This is a genomic window from Lysobacter sp. GQ73 (assembly GCF_059758755.1).
This window is the reverse complement of sequence record NZ_JCAXEE010000002.1, coordinates 180229-199450: the sequence shown is the minus strand read 5'-3', so window position 1 is coordinate 199450 and position 19222 is coordinate 180229. Positions and strand designations below refer to the sequence as shown.

17 protein-coding genes are annotated in these 19222 nt (G+C 69.9%); 9 read left to right on the top strand and 8 right to left on the bottom strand.

Annotated elements, in window-relative coordinates; genetic code table 11:
• The 3 genes from AC6CH2_RS05800 to AC6CH2_RS05790 all read right to left on the bottom strand — a co-directional run bounded on the left by AC6CH2_RS05800 (position 1) and on the right by AC6CH2_RS05790 (position 4166).
• Positions 1-2145 carry a peptidase domain-containing ABC transporter gene (locus tag AC6CH2_RS05800; RefSeq protein ID WP_498268360.1) on the bottom strand — a complete coding sequence of 715 codons (2145 nt, stop codon included), beginning with the start codon at positions 2143-2145 and terminating at the stop codon, positions 1-3.
• On the bottom strand, positions 2142-2729 hold the full coding sequence (locus tag AC6CH2_RS05795) for a beta-barrel domain-containing protein (RefSeq protein WP_498268359.1): 588 nt from the start codon (positions 2727-2729) through the stop codon (positions 2142-2144). The genes AC6CH2_RS05800 and AC6CH2_RS05795 overlap by 4 nt, the downstream gene beginning before the upstream one ends.
• A gap of 216 nt (positions 2730-2945) precedes the next feature.
• Positions 2946-4166 carry a DUF418 domain-containing protein gene (locus AC6CH2_RS05790; RefSeq protein ID WP_498268358.1) on the bottom strand — a complete coding sequence of 407 codons (1221 nt, stop codon included), beginning with the start codon at positions 4164-4166 and terminating at the stop codon, positions 2946-2948.
• Positions 4167-4294: 128 nt separating this feature from the next.
• Between AC6CH2_RS05790 and AC6CH2_RS05785 the strand changes: the two genes are divergently transcribed.
• The 4 genes from AC6CH2_RS05785 to AC6CH2_RS05770 all read left to right on the top strand — a co-directional run bounded on the left by AC6CH2_RS05785 (position 4295) and on the right by AC6CH2_RS05770 (position 10964).
• Positions 4295-5803, top strand: coding sequence for a sensor histidine kinase (locus AC6CH2_RS05785; protein WP_498268357.1), 1509 nt, complete (start codon positions 4295-4297; stop codon positions 5801-5803).
• Positions 5800-6462: a response regulator gene (locus AC6CH2_RS05780; RefSeq protein ID WP_498268356.1), complete on the top strand. Its 663-nt coding sequence runs from the start codon at positions 5800-5802 to the stop codon at positions 6460-6462. Before AC6CH2_RS05785 ends, AC6CH2_RS05780 begins: the two co-directional genes overlap by 4 nt.
• Before the next feature lie 464 nt (positions 6463-6926).
• Entirely contained in the window at positions 6927-10043 is a 3117-nt protein-coding gene (locus AC6CH2_RS05775; protein ID WP_498268355.1) for an autotransporter outer membrane beta-barrel domain-containing protein, read from the top strand.
• A 291-nt stretch (positions 10044-10334) separates the two neighbouring features.
• Positions 10335-10964, top strand: a complete 630-nt coding sequence (locus AC6CH2_RS05770; RefSeq protein ID WP_498268354.1) for a LysE family translocator — start codon at positions 10335-10337, stop codon at positions 10962-10964.
• A 3-nt stretch (positions 10965-10967) separates the two neighbouring features.
• Here the strand turns inward: AC6CH2_RS05770 and AC6CH2_RS05765 are convergent, their stop codons facing one another.
• Complete coding sequence (locus AC6CH2_RS05765) at positions 10968-11252, bottom strand: DUF4031 domain-containing protein (RefSeq protein ID WP_435396481.1); 285 nt, start codon at positions 11250-11252, stop codon at positions 10968-10970.
• Between the two features lie 178 nt (positions 11253-11430).
• On the opposite strand from AC6CH2_RS05765, the gene gloA2 reads away from it, so the two are divergent.
• Positions 11431-11820 (top strand): SMU1112c/YaeR family gloxylase I-like metalloprotein, encoded by a 390-nt coding sequence (gene gloA2 / locus AC6CH2_RS05760; RefSeq protein ID WP_498268353.1) that lies wholly within the window; start codon positions 11431-11433, stop codon positions 11818-11820.
• Positions 11821-11838: 18 nt separating this feature from the next.
• Here the strand turns inward: gloA2 and AC6CH2_RS05755 are convergent, their stop codons facing one another.
• The gene (locus tag AC6CH2_RS05755; RefSeq protein WP_498268352.1) at positions 11839-12771 is read right to left on the bottom strand and encodes a rhodanese-like domain-containing protein; all 933 of its coding nucleotides are present in this window, start codon (positions 12769-12771) and stop codon (positions 11839-11841) included.
• Between the two features lie 234 nt (positions 12772-13005).
• Between AC6CH2_RS05755 and AC6CH2_RS05750 the strand changes: the two genes are divergently transcribed.
• A complete protein-coding gene (locus AC6CH2_RS05750) occupies positions 13006-13860 on the top strand; it encodes a class I SAM-dependent methyltransferase (protein ID WP_498268351.1) in 855 nt (284 codons plus the stop codon).
• 12 nt (positions 13861-13872) lie between these two features.
• On the opposite strand, the gene AC6CH2_RS05745 is transcribed toward AC6CH2_RS05750, so the two are convergent.
• Positions 13873-14319 (bottom strand): carboxymuconolactone decarboxylase family protein, encoded by a 447-nt coding sequence (locus AC6CH2_RS05745; RefSeq protein WP_498268350.1) that lies wholly within the window; start codon positions 14317-14319, stop codon positions 13873-13875.
• Between the two features lie 97 nt (positions 14320-14416).
• Here AC6CH2_RS05745 and AC6CH2_RS05740 point away from each other — a divergent pair, with 97 nt between their 5' ends.
• Both AC6CH2_RS05740 and AC6CH2_RS05735 read left to right on the top strand, forming a co-directional pair.
• Complete coding sequence (locus AC6CH2_RS05740) at positions 14417-15346, top strand: LysR family transcriptional regulator (protein ID WP_498268349.1); 930 nt, start codon at positions 14417-14419, stop codon at positions 15344-15346.
• Positions 15347-15599: 253 nt separating this feature from the next.
• Positions 15600-15815, top strand: a complete 216-nt coding sequence (locus tag AC6CH2_RS05735; protein ID WP_031372547.1) for a hypothetical protein — start codon at positions 15600-15602, stop codon at positions 15813-15815.
• A gap of 950 nt (positions 15816-16765) precedes the next feature.
• Here AC6CH2_RS05735 and AC6CH2_RS05730 read toward each other — a convergent pair.
• Positions 16766-17365 (bottom strand): nucleotidyltransferase family protein, encoded by a 600-nt coding sequence (locus AC6CH2_RS05730; protein WP_498268348.1) that lies wholly within the window; start codon positions 17363-17365, stop codon positions 16766-16768.
• A 3-nt stretch (positions 17366-17368) separates the two neighbouring features.
• Complete coding sequence (locus AC6CH2_RS05725) at positions 17369-18385, bottom strand: XdhC family protein (protein WP_498268347.1); 1017 nt, start codon at positions 18383-18385, stop codon at positions 17369-17371.
• 317 nt (positions 18386-18702) lie between these two features.
• On the opposite strand from AC6CH2_RS05725, the gene AC6CH2_RS05720 reads away from it, so the two are divergent.
• Positions 18703-19158 carry a (2Fe-2S)-binding protein gene (locus tag AC6CH2_RS05720; RefSeq protein WP_435397063.1) on the top strand — a complete coding sequence of 152 codons (456 nt, stop codon included), beginning with the start codon at positions 18703-18705 and terminating at the stop codon, positions 19156-19158.
• Positions 19159-19222: the final 64 nt, after the last annotated feature.

Here is a 19222-nt window from a genome sequence, read left to right as displayed (position 1 = left end):
TCATGGTTTGCTAATCGCGATCTCACTTTCGCGCTGAATGCGCGAAGCGATGGGGATTGCAAACTCGGACGTTGTGATCTGTTCACTGACGCCGTTGCGCAGGGCGACGACGCGGTCGGCGCTGCGGATCGTGTCGGGCCGGTGGGCGATGACGATGCGGGTCATGCGCAGGGCGGAAATCTCGCGATTGATCTCGTGCTCGCGGGCGACGTCGAGGTGGCTGGTGGCCTCGTCTAGCAACAGGATCGCCGGCGCCCGATACAGGGCACGCGCCAGCAGCACGCGTTGTTTCTGGCCGCCCGACAGCGACGAGCCCAGGTCACCGACCAGCGACTCGTAGCCCATCGCCATCGCCGCGATGTCCTCGTGGATGCGCGCCGCGCGCGCCGCCGCTTCGATGCGCGCAGGGTCGGCGGCATGGTCGAAGGAGGCGATGTTCTCGCCGATCGAGCCGGCGAACAGCACGTCCTCCTGCATCACCGCGCCGAACAACTCGCGGTAGGCGGCCAGGCCGTAGTCGTGGATGTCGACTCCGCCGATGCGGATCGTGCCCGAGCTCGGCCGCAGCAGGCCGAGGATCAGCTTGGCCAGGGTGGTCTTGCCGCAGCCCGAGGCGCCGACGATCGCGACCGATTCGCCGGCTTCGATGCTGAAGCTGCAATCGCGCAGGATCCACGGTTCGTCGTCGGCATAGCGGAAGCTGAGACGGTCGATCTCGATGCGCGGCGCCGGCACCGGCCCGGCGTAGTCAGTGTGCACATGCGCTTCGGGCGGCTCGAAGGCGATGTCGGCGATGCGTTGCCCGTGCAGGCCGAGCAGGCGCAGGTCGACGAGCTTGTCGATCAGGCTGCCGGTGCGGGTGGCGAACAGGTCGGCGTAGGCGACGAACACCACCATCATGCCGGCGCTGAAGCGGCCCTGCAGGGTCAGCCAGGCGCACAGCCAGATCAGCAGCACGCGCTGGGCGCCGAACACCAGCTTCGACAACGCCGAGAACACTGCGGTGGTGCGGCTGATCGCGGCTTCGCGGTTGGCGACCTCGACGCTGGCATTGACGATGCGCCCGCGGCGGTCGTCCTGCTGGTTGCCGAGCTTGATCGTCTGCACGCCCTGGATCGACTCGATCAACAGGCTCTGCTGCTTGGCGACCTGGATCAGCTGTTCTTCTTTGAGCCGCCACAGCCGCCGGTACGCCGCCCAGCGCAGCGCGGCGTATACGGCGAATGCGGCCAGGACCACGGCGGTCAACGGCGGGCTGTAGAACAGCAGCAGCGCCAGCACCAGGGTCACGGTGAGGCCGTCGAGCAGGCTCTCGATGAAACTGCCGGTCAGGGTCTGCTGGATCGCCTGCACCGAGACGAATCGCGACATCACCCCGCCGACGTGCCGCTTCTCGAAAAAATCCAGCGGCAGCCGCATCAAGTGGCCGAACAGGTTGGCCAGCCATTGCGAATTCAGGGCCGCGCCGAGGTCGGCGACCAGCCAGCCGCGCATCGCCGTCAGCGTCGCCTGGAACACCACCACCACCAGGAAACCGATGCCGAGCAGGTTCAACAGACCGATGTCGGCGGCGACCAGCACCCGGTCGATCACCCACTGCATCGCCAGCGGCAGCAGCAGGGTGAACACCTCCAGGCTCAGCGCCAGGATCAGAATCTGCGCGCCGGCCCGGCGCAGGCCGACGATATGGCCGGCGAGCCCGCGCAGGCTCAGGCGCTGGCGTTCGCGCATCGGCACGAAGTCGGTCTTCGGCGACAGCTCCAGGGCGATGCCGGTGTAGTGGCGGCCGAACTCGGCCAGCGGCAGGCTGACCGCGCCGCGCGCCGGGTCGTGCAGTTCGGCGCGGCCGCGGGCGATGCGCTTGAGCACGACGAAATGGTTGAGGTCCCAATGCAGCACGCAGGGCAGGCGCAGATCGGCGAGATGCTCGATCTCGGCGCGCAAGGGCCGGCTGTCGAAGCCGAGCGCGCCGGCGATCTTGATCAGGCGCGCCAGCGTGGCGCCGCGCGGCGACACCGGGAAGCGCCGGCGCAAGCTGCTCAGGTCGAGGTCGTGGCCGTGGTGGACCGCGATCATCGCCAGGCAGGCCAGGCCGCATTCGGCCAATTCGTTCTGCTGGATCACCGGCAAGGGGCGGGTGCTCACGGCCGCGGCTCCGGCGAGGAGACACGGTCCTTCGACAGCGGCGCCAGCACGAATTCATAGAGGCGTCGCTGCTCGAGTTGCAACTCGGCATCGACGCGCATGCCCGCCTGCAGGGCGCGGGTGCCGATGCGCTGGCGCTCCAGCTCGACCCGCACCGGCCAGGCCGGCGCGTCCAGGCGCAGGCCGCTGCGTCGTTGAACCTCCTCGGGCGAGACCGCTTCGGCGGCGATCGCGACCACGCGGCCGCGCTGCACACCGTAGCGCTGATACGGGAAGGCGCGGTAGCGCAGCACCGCCGGCGTGCCGGGGCGGATCGCGGCCATCGCGCGGTCGGGCACCCACAGCTGCGCCTGCAAGGTCGAGGCGCCGCCCGATGCGGCCTGCGGCGCGGTTACCAACATGCCGTCGACGCGCTCGCCGCGGGTGTAACGGCCGAAGGCGAGCAGGGCCAGCAGCGCGAGCAGGCCGAGCACGGCGAGCGCGGCCATCGGCCAGCCCAGGCGCGAGATCGGCAGGCGGATGCTGCCGAGCCAGCGTTGTTTCCTGGCGTCGAGCATTTCGCGCCTGAACAGGTCTTCGTGCACGCGAGCCTCAGACGCGCGGCGCGGATCGGAGGGCGCAACCCGGCGAACCCATGGCGATCATGCGGCGTCTGTCGTCTCCTGCTGATACGGCTCGGTCGCTGAGTGTCGTACAAGGCCGAAGGCGTTTCCAGGTCGTCATTGTCGAACGCCGTCACGGTTCGCAGGGATCGCCACGGATCGTTCAGGCCCGTCGCGACGCGACGACGACCCATGCCTTCAATCCGCTTCGCGCGCGGACCTGCGCCAGCGCGGCCAGGCGCCGAGGGTGATCGCGCGCAACAGCCATTCGGCCGGCCCGAAGCCGTGGCGCTGCATCCACCACGCACTGAAACGCAATTGCAGGCCGAACAGTACGAGGGCGAACGCCAGCACCGCGAGCGGCGAGAGCCGGCCCATCAGGCCGAGGCCGTAGCCGGTGAACACCCACGCAGCGGCGGCCGATTGCAGCAGATAGTTCGACAGGGCCATGCGTCCGGCCGGAGCCAGCCACCGCGCCAGGCCCGCGCCGGCGCGGCCGCTGAAGCCCTCGATGGCCAGCGCGACATAGGCGCCGGTCAGCAGCGGCGCGGTCAGCAGACTCAGGGCCAATGCCGCCAGTTCCAGCGCGCCGCCGGGTTCGAGAGTGGAGACACCGGCGTACAGCGCCGCCGCCGGCAGGCCGATGCTCAACCCGTAAAGACGCAGCCGGCGCGACAGCGGCCGATAAGCCTCCGGTCGCGCGAGCACCTGGCGGCGGCCGGCGACCAGCCCGATCAAGAACATCGCCAGTGCGCACGGCGCCTGCATGAAGACCAGCACGAAGCCGGTCGAGGTCAATTCGCGCATCCGCTGGACGACGACCGCACCGGGACTGCCGGTGAAACCGTCCAGGACCGCCTGCGCTTGCAGCGCGGCGGCGCGGGCGTCGACCGCGACGGTTTCGCCGTCGATCCGAGCCAGCGAGACCAGCAAGGCCAGCCCGGCCCAGGCGACGGCGGTCGCGACGATCAGGGCCAGCGCGCAGCCCAGCGCCGCGCGCTCGGACAGCGCGCGCATCGCCAGCAGGACCAGGCCCATCGCCGCATAGGTGCCGAGGATGTCGCCATGGAACAACAGCAGCGCATGGACCAGGCCGATCGACCACAGCCCGAGCAGGCGCCGCAGCATGCGCGGCACGAAAGCCTCGCCGGCGCGCTGCGCCGAGTCGAGCTGCAGGCTGAAGCTGTAGCCGAACATGAAGGAGAACAGCAGGTAGAACTTCATTTCGAACACGCCGGCGACGAGCAGGCGTACGGCGCGGTCGAGCACGCCGTCGTGGACCGGGTCGGGCAGGCCCAGGCCGTAATAGGGCGAGGCGAACACGCCGAGATTGACGACCAGGATGCCGAACAGAGCGAAACCGCGCAGGGCGTCGAGCCGGTCGATGCGCGTGGGTGCGGTGCGGGACGGAGCGGTCATGAGTGCGGCGCGAACCAGGGAAGACGGATGCTGCGCGTCGCCGCCGCAGGCCCGCATCCGGCCCGCGACGGGAGCGATCCAGGACGTTTGGCGGATTCGCCGCGCGCGGAAACTGGAATACTGGCGGCATGAGCGAAACCCCCGCCGCACGCCCGGTGCCGGCCGCGCGCGCGCCGGCGCGCCGCTGGTGGAGCGGGCTGTTCTGGAAATGCCTGCTGTCGATGCTGATCGCTTCGTGGATCAGCACCGCTTTGCTGTCCGGCCTGGACCTGTACCTGTCGCGCAGCGAAGTGCGCGAGGCGATGGCGCCGCCGGTGCTGCAGGGCGCGATGCAGCGCGAGCTGCAGCAGTTCGGCGCGCTGCCCGACCTGGCGATGACCTCGCGCGCGCAGTGCGAAGCGATACTGCAGGCCTTGCTGGTGCGCATCGTCGGCATGGACTCGCAGGAGTGGATGAGCTCGCACAGCTTCGCCGGCAGCACCCACGACGGCCGGTTGTCGATCCGCTATCGCGACCGCGACGGCCGCGTCTGCCGCTATCCCGCGCAGGCCAGCCCGCCGCTGGCGCAGACGCTGGAAAATCTCGAGCGCGAAGCGGTGTCCTCGCATGCGCCGGTGCCGCGCCGGCACGAGCGCGACGGCGACTGGATCAGCGCGGTGGCCTTGCCGCTGGCCCGTACGCCGGGCGCGACCCTCAGCGTCGGCCAGCACGCCGGCGGCTCGCTGGCGACCTTCATGTACATGGATTCGGGCGACATCGAAAGCCTGGCGATCTATCTGGTGCTGATCAGCGCGATGTCGGCGATCGCGGTGGCGACCCTGCTGACGCGCCGGATCGGCCACGCCGAACGCGCCGCCGATGCGTGGGCCGCGGGCCAACTCGACGCGCGCATCCACGATGCCGGCCGCGACGAGTTCGGGCGCCTGTCGCAGCGTTTCGACCGCATGGCCGACGCGCTCGGCGAAGTGATCCAGGTGCGCCAGGCGCTGGCGGTATCGGAAGAGCGCAACCGGCTCGCCCGCGACCTGCACGATACCGCCAAGCAGCGCAGCTTCGCCCTCGGCCTGCAGCTCAGCGTGCTCGATCACCTCAGCCAGCGCGAGGGCGGCGAGACGGACCCGCGCCAGACCACCCTGATCAAGGCCGCGCTCGGCCTGACCGGACAGTTGCAGCGCGATCTGGCCGACGTGATCCAACGCTTCTCGGCGCCGACCGTGGCCGAGCAAGGACTGCGCAAGGCGATCGAGGATACCTGCTCGCACCTGCTCGCCGGCAGCGACATCGAATGGCGGCTGTTGCTCGACGAGGCCGCCGAGCGCGGTCTCGGCCCCTGGCCGCAGCATGCCGGGCAGTTGCTGCTGATCGCTACCGAGGCGGTCAGCAACAGCCTTCGCCATAGCGGCGCGCGCCGCATCGAAGTCGTCCTCAACAACTCCGGCAACCGTTACGGCTGGACCATCCAGGACGACGGCTGCGGCTTCGTCCCCAACGAACACGAGGTCACCGGCATGGGCCTGGCGAACATGCGGCTGCGCGCGCGTACCCTGCCGGGCGGACGGTTCCGCCTCGCCAGTTCGCCCAGCGGCACGGTGGTGACCGTGTCGTTCACCTTGGAACCGCAGGGAATTCAGGCATGAGCACGTCGGTATTGCTGGTCGACGACCACGAAGTGGTGCGCAAGGGCATCCGCAGCCTGCTGATGCTGACCGACGACTTCGAGGTCGTCGGCGAGGCCGGCGGCGGCGCCGAGGCGATTGAGCTCGCGCGCGAACTCGCCCCGGACCTGATCGTGATCGACCTGATGATGCCCGACGTCGACGGGGTCGAAGCGATCCGCGAGATCAAGGGCCTGAGCCCGCGCAGCGCCATCGCGGTGCTGACCTCGACCGACCAGGACGATCTGGCCTTCGCCGCGATCGAGGCCGGCGCCCAGTCGCTGTTGTTCAAGAGCATGCTCGGCGACGAGTTGCTCGCGACCCTGCGGCGCATCGCCGGCGGCGAAGCGGTGATCCACCCCTTCGTCGCCCAGCGCATCCTCAAGGCGGTGCGGCGCAAGCGCGAACCGCGCGAGGACCCCTTCGCCTGCCTGACCGAGCGCGAGCTCGACGTACTGCGCAAGCTCGCCGAGGGCGGCAGCAACGCGCGCATCGCCGCGGCCTTGAACATCGGCGAGAAGACGGTCAAGTCGCATCTGGGCAACGTCCTGGCCAAGCTGCACCTGGCCGACCGCACCGAAGCGGTCGCCTTCGCCTGGCGTCGCGGCCTGATGTCGGCCGAGTCGGAGCAGGGGGGGTGAAGGCTTGAGAGCCATGCTTCGGTGAAACCCTGGCTGTCCGGCTCCACCGAACTGAAGCGCAGGCCGTCTGCGCGGGAACGACGATAGGTCGGTAATACGAAAACGACGATAGGTCGGTAATACGAAGCTCTCCAGGCCGAGTAAGGCGCGCCTCTCCCAGGCATCAATGCATTTTTGCCTGGCCCTCGACGCCAGACTCGGCAAAGTCGAGCCGATCGCTGCGTCGCCCGCTTTGCGCGCAAGCCTCGTTAGTCATGGCCGGCTGATGCGACGCGTGGGTAGGGAGGCGCACGTGTCCCTGCGTTTGTGATCACTCAGGTCGCACGAAGCTCGACCGAACACGATGCCGGCACCGGCGTCGAACGCTGCTACAAGCGCCGCTACGCCGCGCTTTCGACACGATAAGGGACTACTGACCGATGCAAGGCAATACCCGCACCACGCGTAATAGCGTTACCCGACGGATGCATGCCCGTTCTGTGCTGTCGCTCGCCATCGTCGGCGGCCTGCTCGCCGTTTCGGCGTCGGCCTCGGCGCAGAGCGCGAGCCCGATGGGCCAGCTCGGCAATCCCGACAGCTGGCGCAGCGACGAATTCAACGCCGATTGGGGCCTGGCCACGATCAACGCCCAGTACGCCTATGCGCGCGGCCTGACCGGCAAGGGCATCCGCCTGGGCGTGTACGACAGCGGCACGGTGTTCGGCCATCCCGAGTTCGCCGGCAAGGACCACCGCGCCGTGCACATGGCCGACGTGCTCGCCGACGGCAGCGTCTGCACCAACACCTCGATCATCAGCGGCGCCGGCGCCTGCTTCACCTCGCGCGGCGACCAGGCGCAGATCCGTTACGTCGGCTTCAACGCCAACGTGCCCGAGAACATCCGCCGGATCATCCAGTCCGGCCCCTACGTGCAGCCGGGCTGGGAGTTCAACACCCACGGCACCCACGTCGGCGGCACCATCGCCGCCAACCGCGACGGCAGCGGCATGCACGGCGTCGCTTTCGGCGCGGACCTGACCGCGGCCAAGTGGTCGTTCAACAGCGTGCGCGAGTGGGCGCGCACCGCCACCGGCTACAGCGTGGTTAGCATCGGCGGCGTGGGCCCGGAAGACGCCACCGTCGCCGGCATGTACGCGCAGATGAACGAGCAGGGCGTGCGCGCGGTCAATCACAGCTGGGGCCTGGCCACCGAGCCGAACACCTTGGCCCAGCTCGACGGTTATCTGTTCGACCCCGACAACGCCGCCTATTTCGACACCTTCGCCAAGGGCTCGCTCGACAAGGGCATGCTGCAGGTGTGGGCGGCGGGCAATCACAACGTCGCCGGCACGACCCCGCAGACCGCGCCGCAGGCCGGCCTGTACGCGAGCCTGCCGCGCGGACGTGCGGAGCTCGAGCCGTATTGGCTGACCGTGGTCAACGTCAATCAGAACCTGGTGCTCAGCGCGTCCTCGATGCGTTGCGCGCAGACCGCCAACTGGTGCGTCGCCGCCCCGGGTTCGACGATCAACTCGACCGTGCTCGGCGGCGAGGAATCGCTGCAGGGCGGGCTGGTGCGTAATCCCGACGGCACGATTTCCTTCGACATCAACGCCGGCGCGCCGACGTTCGAATACGGCAACCTCAGCGGCACCTCGATGGCGACGCCGCATGCGGTCGGTTCGCTCGGCCTGTTGATGGAGCGCTTCCCCTATCTCGCCAACACCCAGGTCCGCGACATCCTGCTGACCACCGCGACCGATCTCGGCGCGCCCGGCGTCGACGAGGTTTATGGCTGGGGCCTGATCGACCTGCGCAAGGCCATCGACGGCCCGGGCCGGATCCGCGTCGACACCGACGTGGTCATGGACCGTCCGGGGGGCGGCGCCAAGGTGTGGGACGGCAAGGCCTGGGACGACTGGCGCAACGACATCGGCGGCCCCGGCGTGCTGAGCAAGTCCGGCCTCGGCTGGTTGCGCCTGAGCGGCAACAACAGCTTCGGCGGCCTCAAGGTCAAGGACGGCGTGCTCGAGCTGACCGGCACCAACACCTATGCCGCGCAGGTCGAAGGCGGCACCCTGGTCGTCAACGGCACCCTGACCACCGCGTCGTTGCCGGTGCTCGCCGGCGGCGCCCTCGGCGGCAGCGGCCGCATCGTCGGCGACGTGCGCATCGAAGGCGCGGTCTCGCCGGGCAATTCGATCGGCACCCTGAACGTGCAGGGCAATTACCTGCAGGCCGCAGGGTCGACCTATGTCGCCGAACTGTCGGCCGGCGGCGCCTCCGACCGTATCGACGTGAGCGGCCAGGCCCGTCTCGAAGGCGGCAAGCTGGTCGTGCTGCATGCGCCGGGCCAGTACATGCTCGGCCAGTCGTTCAACCTGATCAGCGCGGCCGGCGGCGTCAGCGGCCAGTTCGCCTCGCTCGACCAGACCGCGTTCTCGCCGTTCCTCAAGTTCGGCCTGATCTACGCGGCCAACCAGGTCGGCATCGACGTGACCCGCGGCGCGACGCTGGCGGCGAGCGCGCAGACCGACAACCAGCGTGCCGCGGCAGTGGCCGCCGACCGCCTCGCGACCGGCCAGGGCATTCCCCAGCCGCTGACCCAGTTGTTCCCGGAACAGGCGCTGGCCGCGCTCGACGCGCTCAGCGGCGAAGCCCATGCCAGCCTGCGTTCGGTCATGGTCGACGACCAGCGCCACGTGCGCGACGCGGCTTTGAGCCGCGCGCGCGCCGGTCGCGGCGATTTCGCCGCCGACAGCGCCGGCGAGTCCTCGCAGGGCGCCTGGGTGCAGTTGCTGAAGTCCGGCGGCACCCTCGACGGCGACGGCAATGCGGCGCGCAACCGGTACAACGGCTCGGCGACCTTGCTCGGTTACGACTATCGCTTCGACGGCGGCTGGCGGATCGGCGTGCTCGGCGGCAGCGGCCGCAGCGACAGCGACGATGCCCGCAACGACAAGGGCCGGATCAAGACCCGCCACCTGGGCGTGTACGCCGGCCAGAACTGGGGCGGTTTCGGCCTCAGCGCCGGCCTGAGCTTCGCTCGTCACGATGTCGACCTGGATCGCGACATTGCCTTCAACGGCTTCAACGATCGCACCCGTTCCAACTACGACGCCGACAGCAAGCAGGGCTTCGTCGAAGGCGTCTATCGCTTCGACACCGGCGCCTGGGCGTTCGAGCCGTATGCGCAGTTCGCCCAGGTGCGGGTGCACAGCGACGGCTTCCAGGAAAGCGGCGGCGCCGCGGCCTTGACCGGCCGCAGCGCCGACAGCCGGGTCAACCTGTCGACCCTGGGCCTGCGTTTCAACGTCGACCTGAAGGGTTCGCTGCAGGAGCAGAGCTGGCTGAGCCTGCGCGGCGGTCTCGGCCGTCGCCATGCCAGCGGCGACCTCAGCCCGGCGACCTCGGTGGCCTGGCGCGGCGGCGAAGCTTTCCAGGTCCACGGCGCGCCGCTGGCCGACGACGCCACCCTGCTCGAAGCCGGCATCGCCGCGCGCCTGAGCGCGAACGGTTTGCTGGAACTCAACTACAGCGGTCAACTCGCCGACGAGGCGCACGACCACGGAGTCAACGCGCGGTATTCACTGCGCTTCTAACCCCCCGCCCGAAGGGGGAGCCCCCGAAGCCGCAGCGATCCAGGTCGTTGCGGCTTCTTTTTTTGCCGATCGAGGATGGGGAAGGCAAAGCAAACAAAGCCAAGCCGTTGCGCCAACGCCGACGAACCCATTCCCGCGCCTACGTCCAACCCCCCACCCCAGCATTGCCATCCATCGCCCCCCAGCGTTGCGCCGCGACGGCTTATGCCGGCGGCCGGGCTCGGCGATGATGAGGCTCCGCCGCCCTCGCCCCATGCGTTGCGCCGGCGCCCCACGACTCCGGAGACGCGCATGTTCGAGCTGTCGGCATTGTTGGCCTTCGCCGGCCTGGCCCTGGTCATGGTCCTGACCCCGGGACCGAACATGATCTATCTGGTCTCGCGTTCGATCTGCCAGGGCCGCAAGGCCGGGCTGATTTCGCTGGCCGGGGTCGGCGTCGGCTTCTTCTTCTATCTGTTCGCCGCCGCCTTCGGCATCACCGCGCTGTTGTTCGCGGTGCCGTACGCCTACGACGCGCTGCGCATCGGCGGCGCGGTCTACCTGCTGTGGATGGCCTGGCAGGCGGTGCGGCCCGGCGGGCGTTCGCCGTTCCAGGTCCGCGACCTCGCCGCCGACAGCCCGCGCCGCTTGTTCACCATGGGCCTGCTGACCAGCCTGTTGAACCCCAAGGTGGCGATGTTCTACCTGGCCCTGCTGCCGCAGTTCATCGACCCTCAGCGCAGCGTGATGCTGCAGTCGCTGCTGCTCGGCAGCCTGCAGATCGCGATCAGCGTCGGCGTCAACGCCCTGATCGTCGCCGGTGCCGGCGGCATCGCCAACTTCCTGGCCGGCCGTCCGCGCTGGGTGACCGCGCAGCGCTGGGTCATGGGCGGAGTGTTGTCGGGGCTGGCGCTGCGGATGGCGGTCGACGCCCGCCGCTGAGGCTCAAGGCGCGCGGCCGGCGGCCTGGTCGCGCGCGCGCTGGATGATCGCGCGCACCTGGGCGCGGTCGCGATGGCGCGAAATCGCCACCGCGCCGAGCGCGATCGCGCGTTCGCGCATCTGCGCGGTGACGTCGTAGTGGCAGCCGCTGGCCTTGTTCTGGAACGATTCGCGGCGTTTGCCGAGCAGCGCCGCGAACGCGTGCAGCTCGTCGAGGCGGTCGGCCATCAGATGCGCCCAGCGCTCGCCGCGCCAGGGCCATACCGCATCGTCGACGTAAACGGTCACCGCATCTCTCCGGAATGAATCAAGGCCGCGTCGCCGACGATTCTGTCACGGCCGGCTGGGCGAGGGCAGGCGCGGCCCGGCGCCGGCTGCGAGCCGGAGCGACGCAGGCGACAGGACGCGGCCAGTATCCGACAATCGCGAGGTCGCGGGCGTTTCCCCATTGTCCGCAGGAGCCCTCATGCGGATCTCGGCCATCCACCACGTCGCGATCATCTGTTCCGACTACCCGCGCTCGAAACGCTTCTATACGCAGGTACTGGGGCTGCGCGCGCTCGCCGAGGTCCATCGCGAGGCGCGGCGTTCGTACAAGCTCGACCTGGCCCTGCCCGACGGTGGCCAGGTCGAACTGTTCTCCTTCCCCGATCCGCCGCCGCGGCCGTCCTATCCCGAAGCCTGCGGGCTGCGCCATCTCGCCTTCGCGGTCGACGACATCGACGCCTGCGTCGCCGAACTTCAGGCGCAGGCCATCGCGGTCGAGGCGGTGCGCATCGACGAGTACACCGGGCGTCGCTACACCTTCTGCGCCGACCCCGACGGCTTGCCGATCGAGTTCTACGAACGCGGCTGAGGCGCCGCGCCGCCGGGCTCAAGCATGGGCGACGAGATGGCCGTGTTCGCGCCAGGCCTCGAAGCCGCCGGCCAGCGGACGCACGCGCTTGAAGCCGCGCCGGCGCAGCTCGCGCGCCAGGGTCGCGGCCGAGGCCTCGTTCGGGCAATCGCAGTAGACGACGACCTCCTCGCGTCGCTCCGGCGGGACGTCGGCGAAGGGCACGTCGGCCAGCGAGGCCACGAACACCGCACCGGGAATCCAGCCCGAGGCGTCGCGCTGCGGACGCGGCCGCACGTCGAGGACCATCGGGCCGCTGCCGTCTTCGAGCAGCCGATACAGCTCGGGCACGGTGATCCGCGCCATCCGCAGTTCGCGCAGGAACAGGCGGCGCTTGAGCAGTTTGTAGCCGACGAAGGCGGCGATCGCCGCGGCCACCAGCAGCAGGCCGTAGCGGCCGAGCGTTTCCAGGCGGTCGAGCACGTCGTTGACCGCCTCATGGAACACCGCGCCGACCGCGACCGCGAGGCCGGCCCAGAGCAGGGCGCCGAGGCCGTCGTAGAAGGCGAAGCGGCGGGCGCTGGTGCCGGTCTCGCCGGCCAGGGTGGTGGCGACCGCGGCGAAACCGGGCACGAACTTGGCCACCACCAGCGACGGCGCGCCCCAGCGCGCATAGACGCCGCGGGTCGTCAGCACGCACGAGTCCGGGGACAGCGAGACCTTGCACATCAGCCGCAGCAAGGCCGCGCCGATCCGGCGCCCGCCGAGGTACCACAGGCTGTCGGCCAGCAAGGCGGCGAGCGCGGCGATCAACAGGATCGGCCACAGGCTCTGCTGCTGGTCGACGGCGATCGCCGCGGTGACGATGATCGGCGGATAAGCCGGCACCGGCAGGCCGCCCTGGTCGAGGAACACGCTGACGAAGACCACGAGCAGGCCGTAGGTCTGGATCAGATGCAGCAGCGCGTCCATCAGCGATCCTTGAGACCGTATAGCGCGGTCGGGACAGGGGGCCGCGTGGCGCAGCCGGAAAAACCACCGGCAGTCTCCGCCCGCGCGGCATCCGGCGCAATCGCGTGGCGGCGACGCAGCGTTGCGGGCGTGGCATCGGCGTCGCGTCGCGCTCGCCGGCCCGCCGCATCCGGGCCGGCCGCGCGTCGGGACGGCGACCGCCGTAGCCTCGGGCGTCACATCGGCGGCCGCACAATGGCGCTCGCCGGCCCGCTGCGCCGGCCGTCGCCGGAGGATTCGATGCGCCTGGAAGGCAGTCAGGAAACCTTGCTGATCACCCTCTACGCCAAGGCGATGGACAACCGCGCCACACCGTCGATTTTGCGCGACGCTCTGGCCGACGACCTGGTCCGCCACATCGACTACGACTTCGAGCGATTCGGCCTGAGCGCGTCGGACATCCGCGGCTTGGCGCTGCGTTCGCGGATCATCGACGGCTGGACCCGCGCCGCGCTGCAATCGCGCGCCGACACCCTGGTGCTGCACCTGGCCTGCGGCCTGGACTCGCGGGTGTTCCGGGTCGACCCGCCGCTGGAAGTGGACTGGATCGACCTCGATTTCCCCGAGGTGATCCGTCTGCGCGAGGAACTGCTGCCGCAGCGCGCCGGGCGTTACCGCACCTTGCCGAGCAACGTCATGGAGCCGGACTGGATCGAGCGCCTCGACAACGATCGGCCGGTGCTGGTGATCGCCGAAGGCCTGTTTCCCTATCTCGACGAACACCGCGCCCGCGAACTGGTGCGGCGCCTGATCGAGCGCTTCCCGCAGGGCGGGCAGCTGCTGTGCGATCTGTACAGCCCGCTCGCGCTGCGCCTGCTGCGCCACGCCAGCATGATCCGCGCGACCCGGGCGCGGATCGGCGATTGGACCCGCGGCGGCCCGCGCGGCCTGGAGGCCTGGCATCCGCGCCTGCAATTCGTCGACGAGCCGCGCCTGAGCGAAGTCGCCGAGGTGACCGAATTGCCGCGCGCGCAGCGCTGGCTGTTCAAGCTCTACGACCGCTCCGAATGGCTGCGCAACCTGGGGCGGGTGGCGCGCTTTCGTTTCTGAGGCGCCGGGCGCTCACTCCGCCAGGGCCGGGTCCGGCTTGCGGAACGCGATCGCCAGCCGGTTCCAGGCGTTCATCGATATCGCCGCATAGGTCAGTGCGACCAGGTCGTGGTCGCTGAACTGCGCGCGGACCCCGGCATACACCGCATCCGACACCGGCGCCTGGTTGACCGCAGTGATGGCTTCGGCCCAGGCCAGGGCGGCGCGTTCGCGCGCGTTGAACGGGCCCTCGGCCCAGACCCGCAGCAGGTGCAGGCGGCGGTGGCTCCCGCCGCGCGCGACCGCCTCTTCGGTGTGCACGCGCAGGCAATAGGCGCAGCCGTTGATCTGCGAGATGCGCACGTTGACCAGGTCGATCAATGCGCGTTCCAGGCCGCTGTGGTCGACATAGTTCTGCAGGCCGGCGAGGGCGCGAGTGCCGTGCGGATCGACGGCGTTGTAATCCAGGCGGGCGGACATGGCGGTCTCCATCGGATGAGCGTCTGCGACGCGATGACGCCACGTTAGGATGTCCGTTCCTGAAAGGCATTCCGCCACGGATGCAAGCCGAGATTGCATGAACGAACAATCGTTGGGCTGGGACGACTACCGCTTCATCCTCGCGATCGGCCGCGCCGGCTCCCTGAACGGCGCGGCCAAGCGCCTGGCGGTCAGTCACCCGACCGTGTTCCGACGCATCAATGCGATCGAGCGCGCGCTCGGAGCGCGCCTGTTCGAACGCGCTCGCGACGGCTACACGGCGACCCCGACCGGCGAGGAAGTGATCGCGGTCGCCGCCGAGATCGAAACGCGGATCGCCGCGACCGAGCGGCGCCTGGCCGGCCTGGACGCGCGCCTCAGCGGCCGCATCCGCGTGACCACGGTCGAGCCGGTGCTGTACGGCCTGTTGCCGCCGCTGCTGGCGCGGTTCCGCCGCGAGCACCCGGGCATCGTCCTCGAACTGGTCGCCGACAATGCCGTGCGCGACCTCAGCCGGCGCGAGGCCGATATCGCCCTGCGCCCGGGCGGCAAGCCGCCGGAGGGCCTGATCGGACGCAAGGTCGCGCGCTTGGCCGCGGCGGTGTACCGGCCGCGCGCGCTGCGGCTGCCGCGCGGCGCCGGCCCCGAGACCCTGGCCGACTGCGACTGGGTGGTGCCCGACGACAGCCTGGCGCATATCGGCATGGCGCAATGGCTGCATCGCCAGCGCTACGACGAACGTGCGGTGCTGCGCGCCAACAGCCTGCTGGCCTTGCGCGACGCGGCCGCGAACGGCATCGGCCTGGCGGTCTTGCCCTGTTTCCTCGGCGATGCCGACCGCCGCCTGGCGAGGGTCGGCGAGCCGCTGGAGGGGCTGGCAGCGGATCTTTGGCTGTTGAGCCACCCCGACCTGCGCCGCACCGAGCGCATCCGGGTGTTCAGCGAGGCCATGCGCGAGGGATTGGCCCGGCTGCAGCCGATGCTGGATGGCCGGCGCGCGGCCGCCCAGGCCGTAGAAGGCCGGTAGGGCGTCCGCACCTGCATCCGTGAAGCCGGTCCGTCCCGATCGTCCGATACAAAAAGTCCACAGTTACTTTTGAAACCTGTGACTCAACGCACATCACATTAGGAAAAATCCTACACGCTTAGGGGTGTTCCGACGACGGTTTACTGTTCACGCAAGACGCATCTTTTGATTGCTCCGACGGCATCCGGATACAGATTCGCCCTGAGGCGAACTTCCCCCCACCGCGCCGGCTGAACTTTTACAAGGATGAATCATGTTTCGCGTCGAACTGAAGCAGCGTGATGGCAGCGACGACAGTGCGCTGGCGGTAGCGATTGCCGAGATCGCGCAGGAATACCGCAGCGCCGAAGCGGCGTTGCGCGCAGTACTGCCGCAGGCCAGGCGATACGCCGCGCACGCCCCGAAAGGGTTGTGGCTGCGTATCTACGATGCCGATTCGCAGCCCGTGTTTGGCACGTTGGTTCCCTAGGGCCGACGTGCGGTTTGCGCCGCCCGGCTGACAGGAGTCTGGCCGGGCGGCGCGGGCCTCCTTGCGTCCGCGCCGCGGGCGCCGAGCGCGCCGGTCTGCCGCTGGCCCAAGGCGGCGTTCTCGATACGGCCCGAAAGCCGGCTGCCGCTTTGTCGGCCGCTTCCAGAAGGGCGCGGTTCTTTCGACTGTAGGAGCGGGCGCAAGCCGCGACCTCATTCTGGCCGGTCGCCGTGCCTGGGATTCGCGGTCGCAGCTCACGCAGCTCCTACAGGGGTTCCGGAAAGAATCGCTGGGGCTCTCGGCTCCAGAAGGCGTCGTCGCTGCTCTGGGTAGGGGCGGCGCAAGACGCGACCGCGTTCTGGCCGGTCGCGCCGTAGCTGGGGATTCGCGGTCGCAGCTCACGCAGCTCCTACAGGGGCTCTAGAAAGAATCGCTGGGGCTCTTGGCTCCAGACGGCGTCGACGCTGCTCTTGGGTAGGAGCAGCACGAGCCGCGACCGCGTTCTGTCGACGACGCAGGCGGTGCGATGGCTGCGCGTCCCTTGGTCCGGTCGCGCCGTAGCTGGGGATTCGCGGTCGCAGCTTGCGCAGTTCTTACAGGGGCTCCAGGAAGAATCGCCAGCGCTCGTGGCTCCAGACGGCGTCGTCGCTGCTCTTGGGTAGGAGCGGCGCAAGCCGCGACCGCGTTCTGGCCGGTCGCGCCGTAGCTGGGGATTCGCGGTCGCAGCTTGCGCAGCTCCTACAGGGACTCCAGAAAGAATCGCCGGGGCTCTTGGCTCCAGACGGCGTCGTCGCTGCTCTTGGGTAGGAGCGGCGCGAGCCGCGACCGCGTTCTGTCCGGTGGCGCCGTAGCTGCGGTTCCGCGGTCGCAGCTCACGCAGCTCCTACAGCGATCTCGGAAAGATCCGCGTACTCCATAAGTGCGGTAGCCAGCCCCGGCGTCTGCGTTTCCTACGCTTCGTCGATCCAGCCTCGCGCCCTCGCCACGATCAGGTCGGCCGGGGTGTCCAGGTCGTAGTGCAGCTCCGCGGCGTGCAGCCGCCAGACTGTCTCGGCGGGCAGGCGCTTGAGAGCGGCGCCGAAGCCGCGGTCGCCGCGCAGATGCCCGGCCTCGCGCCAGACGGCCGCGGCGATTACCGCCGGTATCCCGAGCGCATCGCCATGTTCGGTCGCGGCGCAACCGGACGCGGCCGATGCGGCGCCGTCGAGCAAGGCCTGCAGGTGCCCCGCATCCAGCGCCGGCTGATCGCAACCGAGCACCAGCACCGGGCCTTCGAAACCGCCCAGCGCGCGCGCCGCCACGCGCAGGCTGCTGGCGAGGCCTTCCTCCCAGCCGTCGTTGCCGAGGCATTCGACCGGCAGGTCGGCGACGGACGCGGCCATCGCATCGCTGTGCGCGCCGAGCACCACCAGGACCCGTCGTGCAGCGGTCGCGGTAGCCAGCCGCGCGGCGCGGTGGAGCAGGCTTTCGCCGTCGCGACGCAGCGCTTGCTTGGGCTGTCCGAGGCGGCGGCTCGCGCCGGCGGCCAGTACCACCGCGACATGCACCATCGCTCAGGGCTCGCCGTGACGATGGGTCTGCAGTTGCGCGGCGATGCTCAGGGCGATCGCTTCCGGGCCTTCGCCGCCGAGCTTAAGGCCGATCGGCGAATGCAGGCGCGGTGCCAGCGAGGCCTGCGCCGAGGCCGGCAGCACGCGGAACAAGTCTTCGCGCCGCCGCACCGGGCCGAGCAGGCCGACGAAACCGATCTGCTGGCCGTTGGCGCTTTCGGCCAGATGCTCGAGCGCTTCGCGATCCAGATCGAAGTGGTGGTGCATCACCAGCGCGGCGTCGTGCGGCCGCGCGGTCGCCAGGGCCTGCGCCGGGCTGCGTTCGATCGCGTGATCGGCGAGGGCGCCAGCGGCGCTCCATCGCGAGCGCCGTTCGACCAGGGTGACGACCCAGCCCAGAGTGCGCAGCAGCGGCAGCAGGGTCGGGGTTTCCGGGCCGGCGCCGAACACCAGCACCGACGGCGGCGCCGGAACCTCGAGCTTCCACTGCGCCGTCTCGGCCGAAGCCCACGGCGGGGTGTTGACCGCGAGGGTCCAGCGCATGCGTTCGTCGCCGACGGTGGCGGCCAGGGCGCCGTGGCTGCGCAGGTCGAGTTGCAGGTCGCCATGGCCGCGCCGCCATTCGTCGATCAAGGCAGGCCATTCGCGCAGCGCCGTCAGCGGCAGCAGGGCCAGGCGCAGGCGGCCGCGGCAACCGACCGCGGACCCGGCGAACATGTCCTCGTCGCTGCGGGTGTCGATGTCCATCCATTCGATGCCCTGCGATTGCGCCGCGTCCTGGGCGCGCAGTTCGATGTCGGGTTCGATGCAACCGCCGCTGAGCCAGCCGACCTGGCCGTCGCGCGCGCCGAACAGGGCCATCGCGCCGGGCCGCACGTAGGTCGAGCCTTCGGTTTCGAGCACGATCGCCAGGCTGGCCGGGTCGCCGCGCGCGGCCGCGGCGGCGCTGGCCTCGAGCACTGCGCGCGGACCGCCCGGCGCGCTGCGCTTCGCAAGTGCGGGGTCCGGCGAGTCGGCCATGCGTGCGCCCAGGGGCGGAGGAGCTTCGAGTCTAGAACGTTCGCGGCGCCGATGGCGTTGCGTTGCATCACGCCGGCCGGCGCCGGCCGGCGCCGGCAGTTTTAGGCAAGCCGCCGACACGGCCCGCATGCGAAACGCCTCGGGCGTGCCGCAAGGCTCGCGAACGAGCCGCCGAACTGCGTCGCAGAACCGGCGCGGACGCTCGGAGAATCCGGCAAGCGCCGCGTTGTCTCGCTCCATTCCGGCATCGCCGGCGATCTGGCGGCGGTCAATTTTGAGGAGTAGGCTCGGACGACCCCAGCCGCCGCGAGGGAATCATGAAGCTTCTTGTCAACGGCACCGAACACGAGGTCGCCGCGCCACCGGACATGCCCCTGCTGTGGGTCCTGCGCGACCTGATGCACCTGACCGGTACCAAGTTCGGCTGCGGCATCGCCCAATGCGGTGCCTGCACGGTGCATGTCGACGGCGCGCCGCGACGCGCGTGCGTCACCCCGGTCGCCAGCGTCGAAGGCAAACAGATCACCACCATCGAAGGCCTGTCGCCGGACGGCAGCCATCCGGTGCAGCGCGCCTGGGCCGAGATCGACGTGGTCCAGTGCGGTTATTGCCAGTCCGGCCAGATCATGTCGGCGGCGGCCTTGCTGACCCAGATCCCCAAGCCGACCGATACCGACATCGACCAGGCCCTGTCCGGAAACATCTGCCGCTGCGGCACCTACCCGCGCATCCGCGCGGCGGTGAAGCGCGCGGCCGAAATCGGCAAGGCCTGATCGCCTCACCCCCCACGACGTCATGCTCGCAGCGCCGGCGGTCCGGGCGCTTTAGGAGGTCGAT

What these genes read in the sequence shown, in the direction of transcription:
- AC6CH2_RS05790 (WP_498268358.1), bottom strand. Translation starts at nt 4,166, where the DNA reads ATGACCGCTCCGTCCCGCACCGCACCCACGCGCATCGACCGGCTCGAC.
- AC6CH2_RS05785 (WP_498268357.1), top strand. Translation starts at nt 4,295, where the DNA reads ATGAGCGAAACCCCCGCCGCACGCCCGGTGCCGGCCGCGCGCGCGCCG.
- AC6CH2_RS05780 (WP_498268356.1), top strand. Translation starts at nt 5,800, where the DNA reads ATGAGCACGTCGGTATTGCTGGTCGACGACCACGAAGTGGTGCGCAAG.
- AC6CH2_RS05775 (WP_498268355.1), top strand. Translation starts at nt 6,927, where the DNA reads ATGCATGCCCGTTCTGTGCTGTCGCTCGCCATCGTCGGCGGCCTGCTC.
- AC6CH2_RS05770 (WP_498268354.1), top strand. Translation starts at nt 10,335, where the DNA reads ATGTTCGAGCTGTCGGCATTGTTGGCCTTCGCCGGCCTGGCCCTGGTC.
- gloA2 (WP_498268353.1), top strand. Translation starts at nt 11,431, where the DNA reads ATGCGGATCTCGGCCATCCACCACGTCGCGATCATCTGTTCCGACTAC.
- AC6CH2_RS05755 (WP_498268352.1), bottom strand. Translation starts at nt 12,771, where the DNA reads ATGGACGCGCTGCTGCATCTGATCCAGACCTACGGCCTGCTCGTGGTC.
- AC6CH2_RS05750 (WP_498268351.1), top strand. Translation starts at nt 13,006, where the DNA reads ATGGCGCTCGCCGGCCCGCTGCGCCGGCCGTCGCCGGAGGATTCGATG.
- AC6CH2_RS05745 (WP_498268350.1), bottom strand. Translation starts at nt 14,319, where the DNA reads ATGTCCGCCCGCCTGGATTACAACGCCGTCGATCCGCACGGCACTCGC.
- AC6CH2_RS05740 (WP_498268349.1), top strand. Translation starts at nt 14,417, where the DNA reads ATGAACGAACAATCGTTGGGCTGGGACGACTACCGCTTCATCCTCGCG.
- AC6CH2_RS05735 (WP_031372547.1), top strand. Translation starts at nt 15,600, where the DNA reads ATGTTTCGCGTCGAACTGAAGCAGCGTGATGGCAGCGACGACAGTGCG.
- AC6CH2_RS05730 (WP_498268348.1), bottom strand. Translation starts at nt 17,365, where the DNA reads ATGGTGCATGTCGCGGTGGTACTGGCCGCCGGCGCGAGCCGCCGCCTC.
- AC6CH2_RS05725 (WP_498268347.1), bottom strand. Translation starts at nt 18,385, where the DNA reads ATGGCCGACTCGCCGGACCCCGCACTTGCGAAGCGCAGCGCGCCGGGC.
- AC6CH2_RS05720 (WP_435397063.1), top strand. Translation starts at nt 18,703, where the DNA reads ATGAAGCTTCTTGTCAACGGCACCGAACACGAGGTCGCCGCGCCACCG.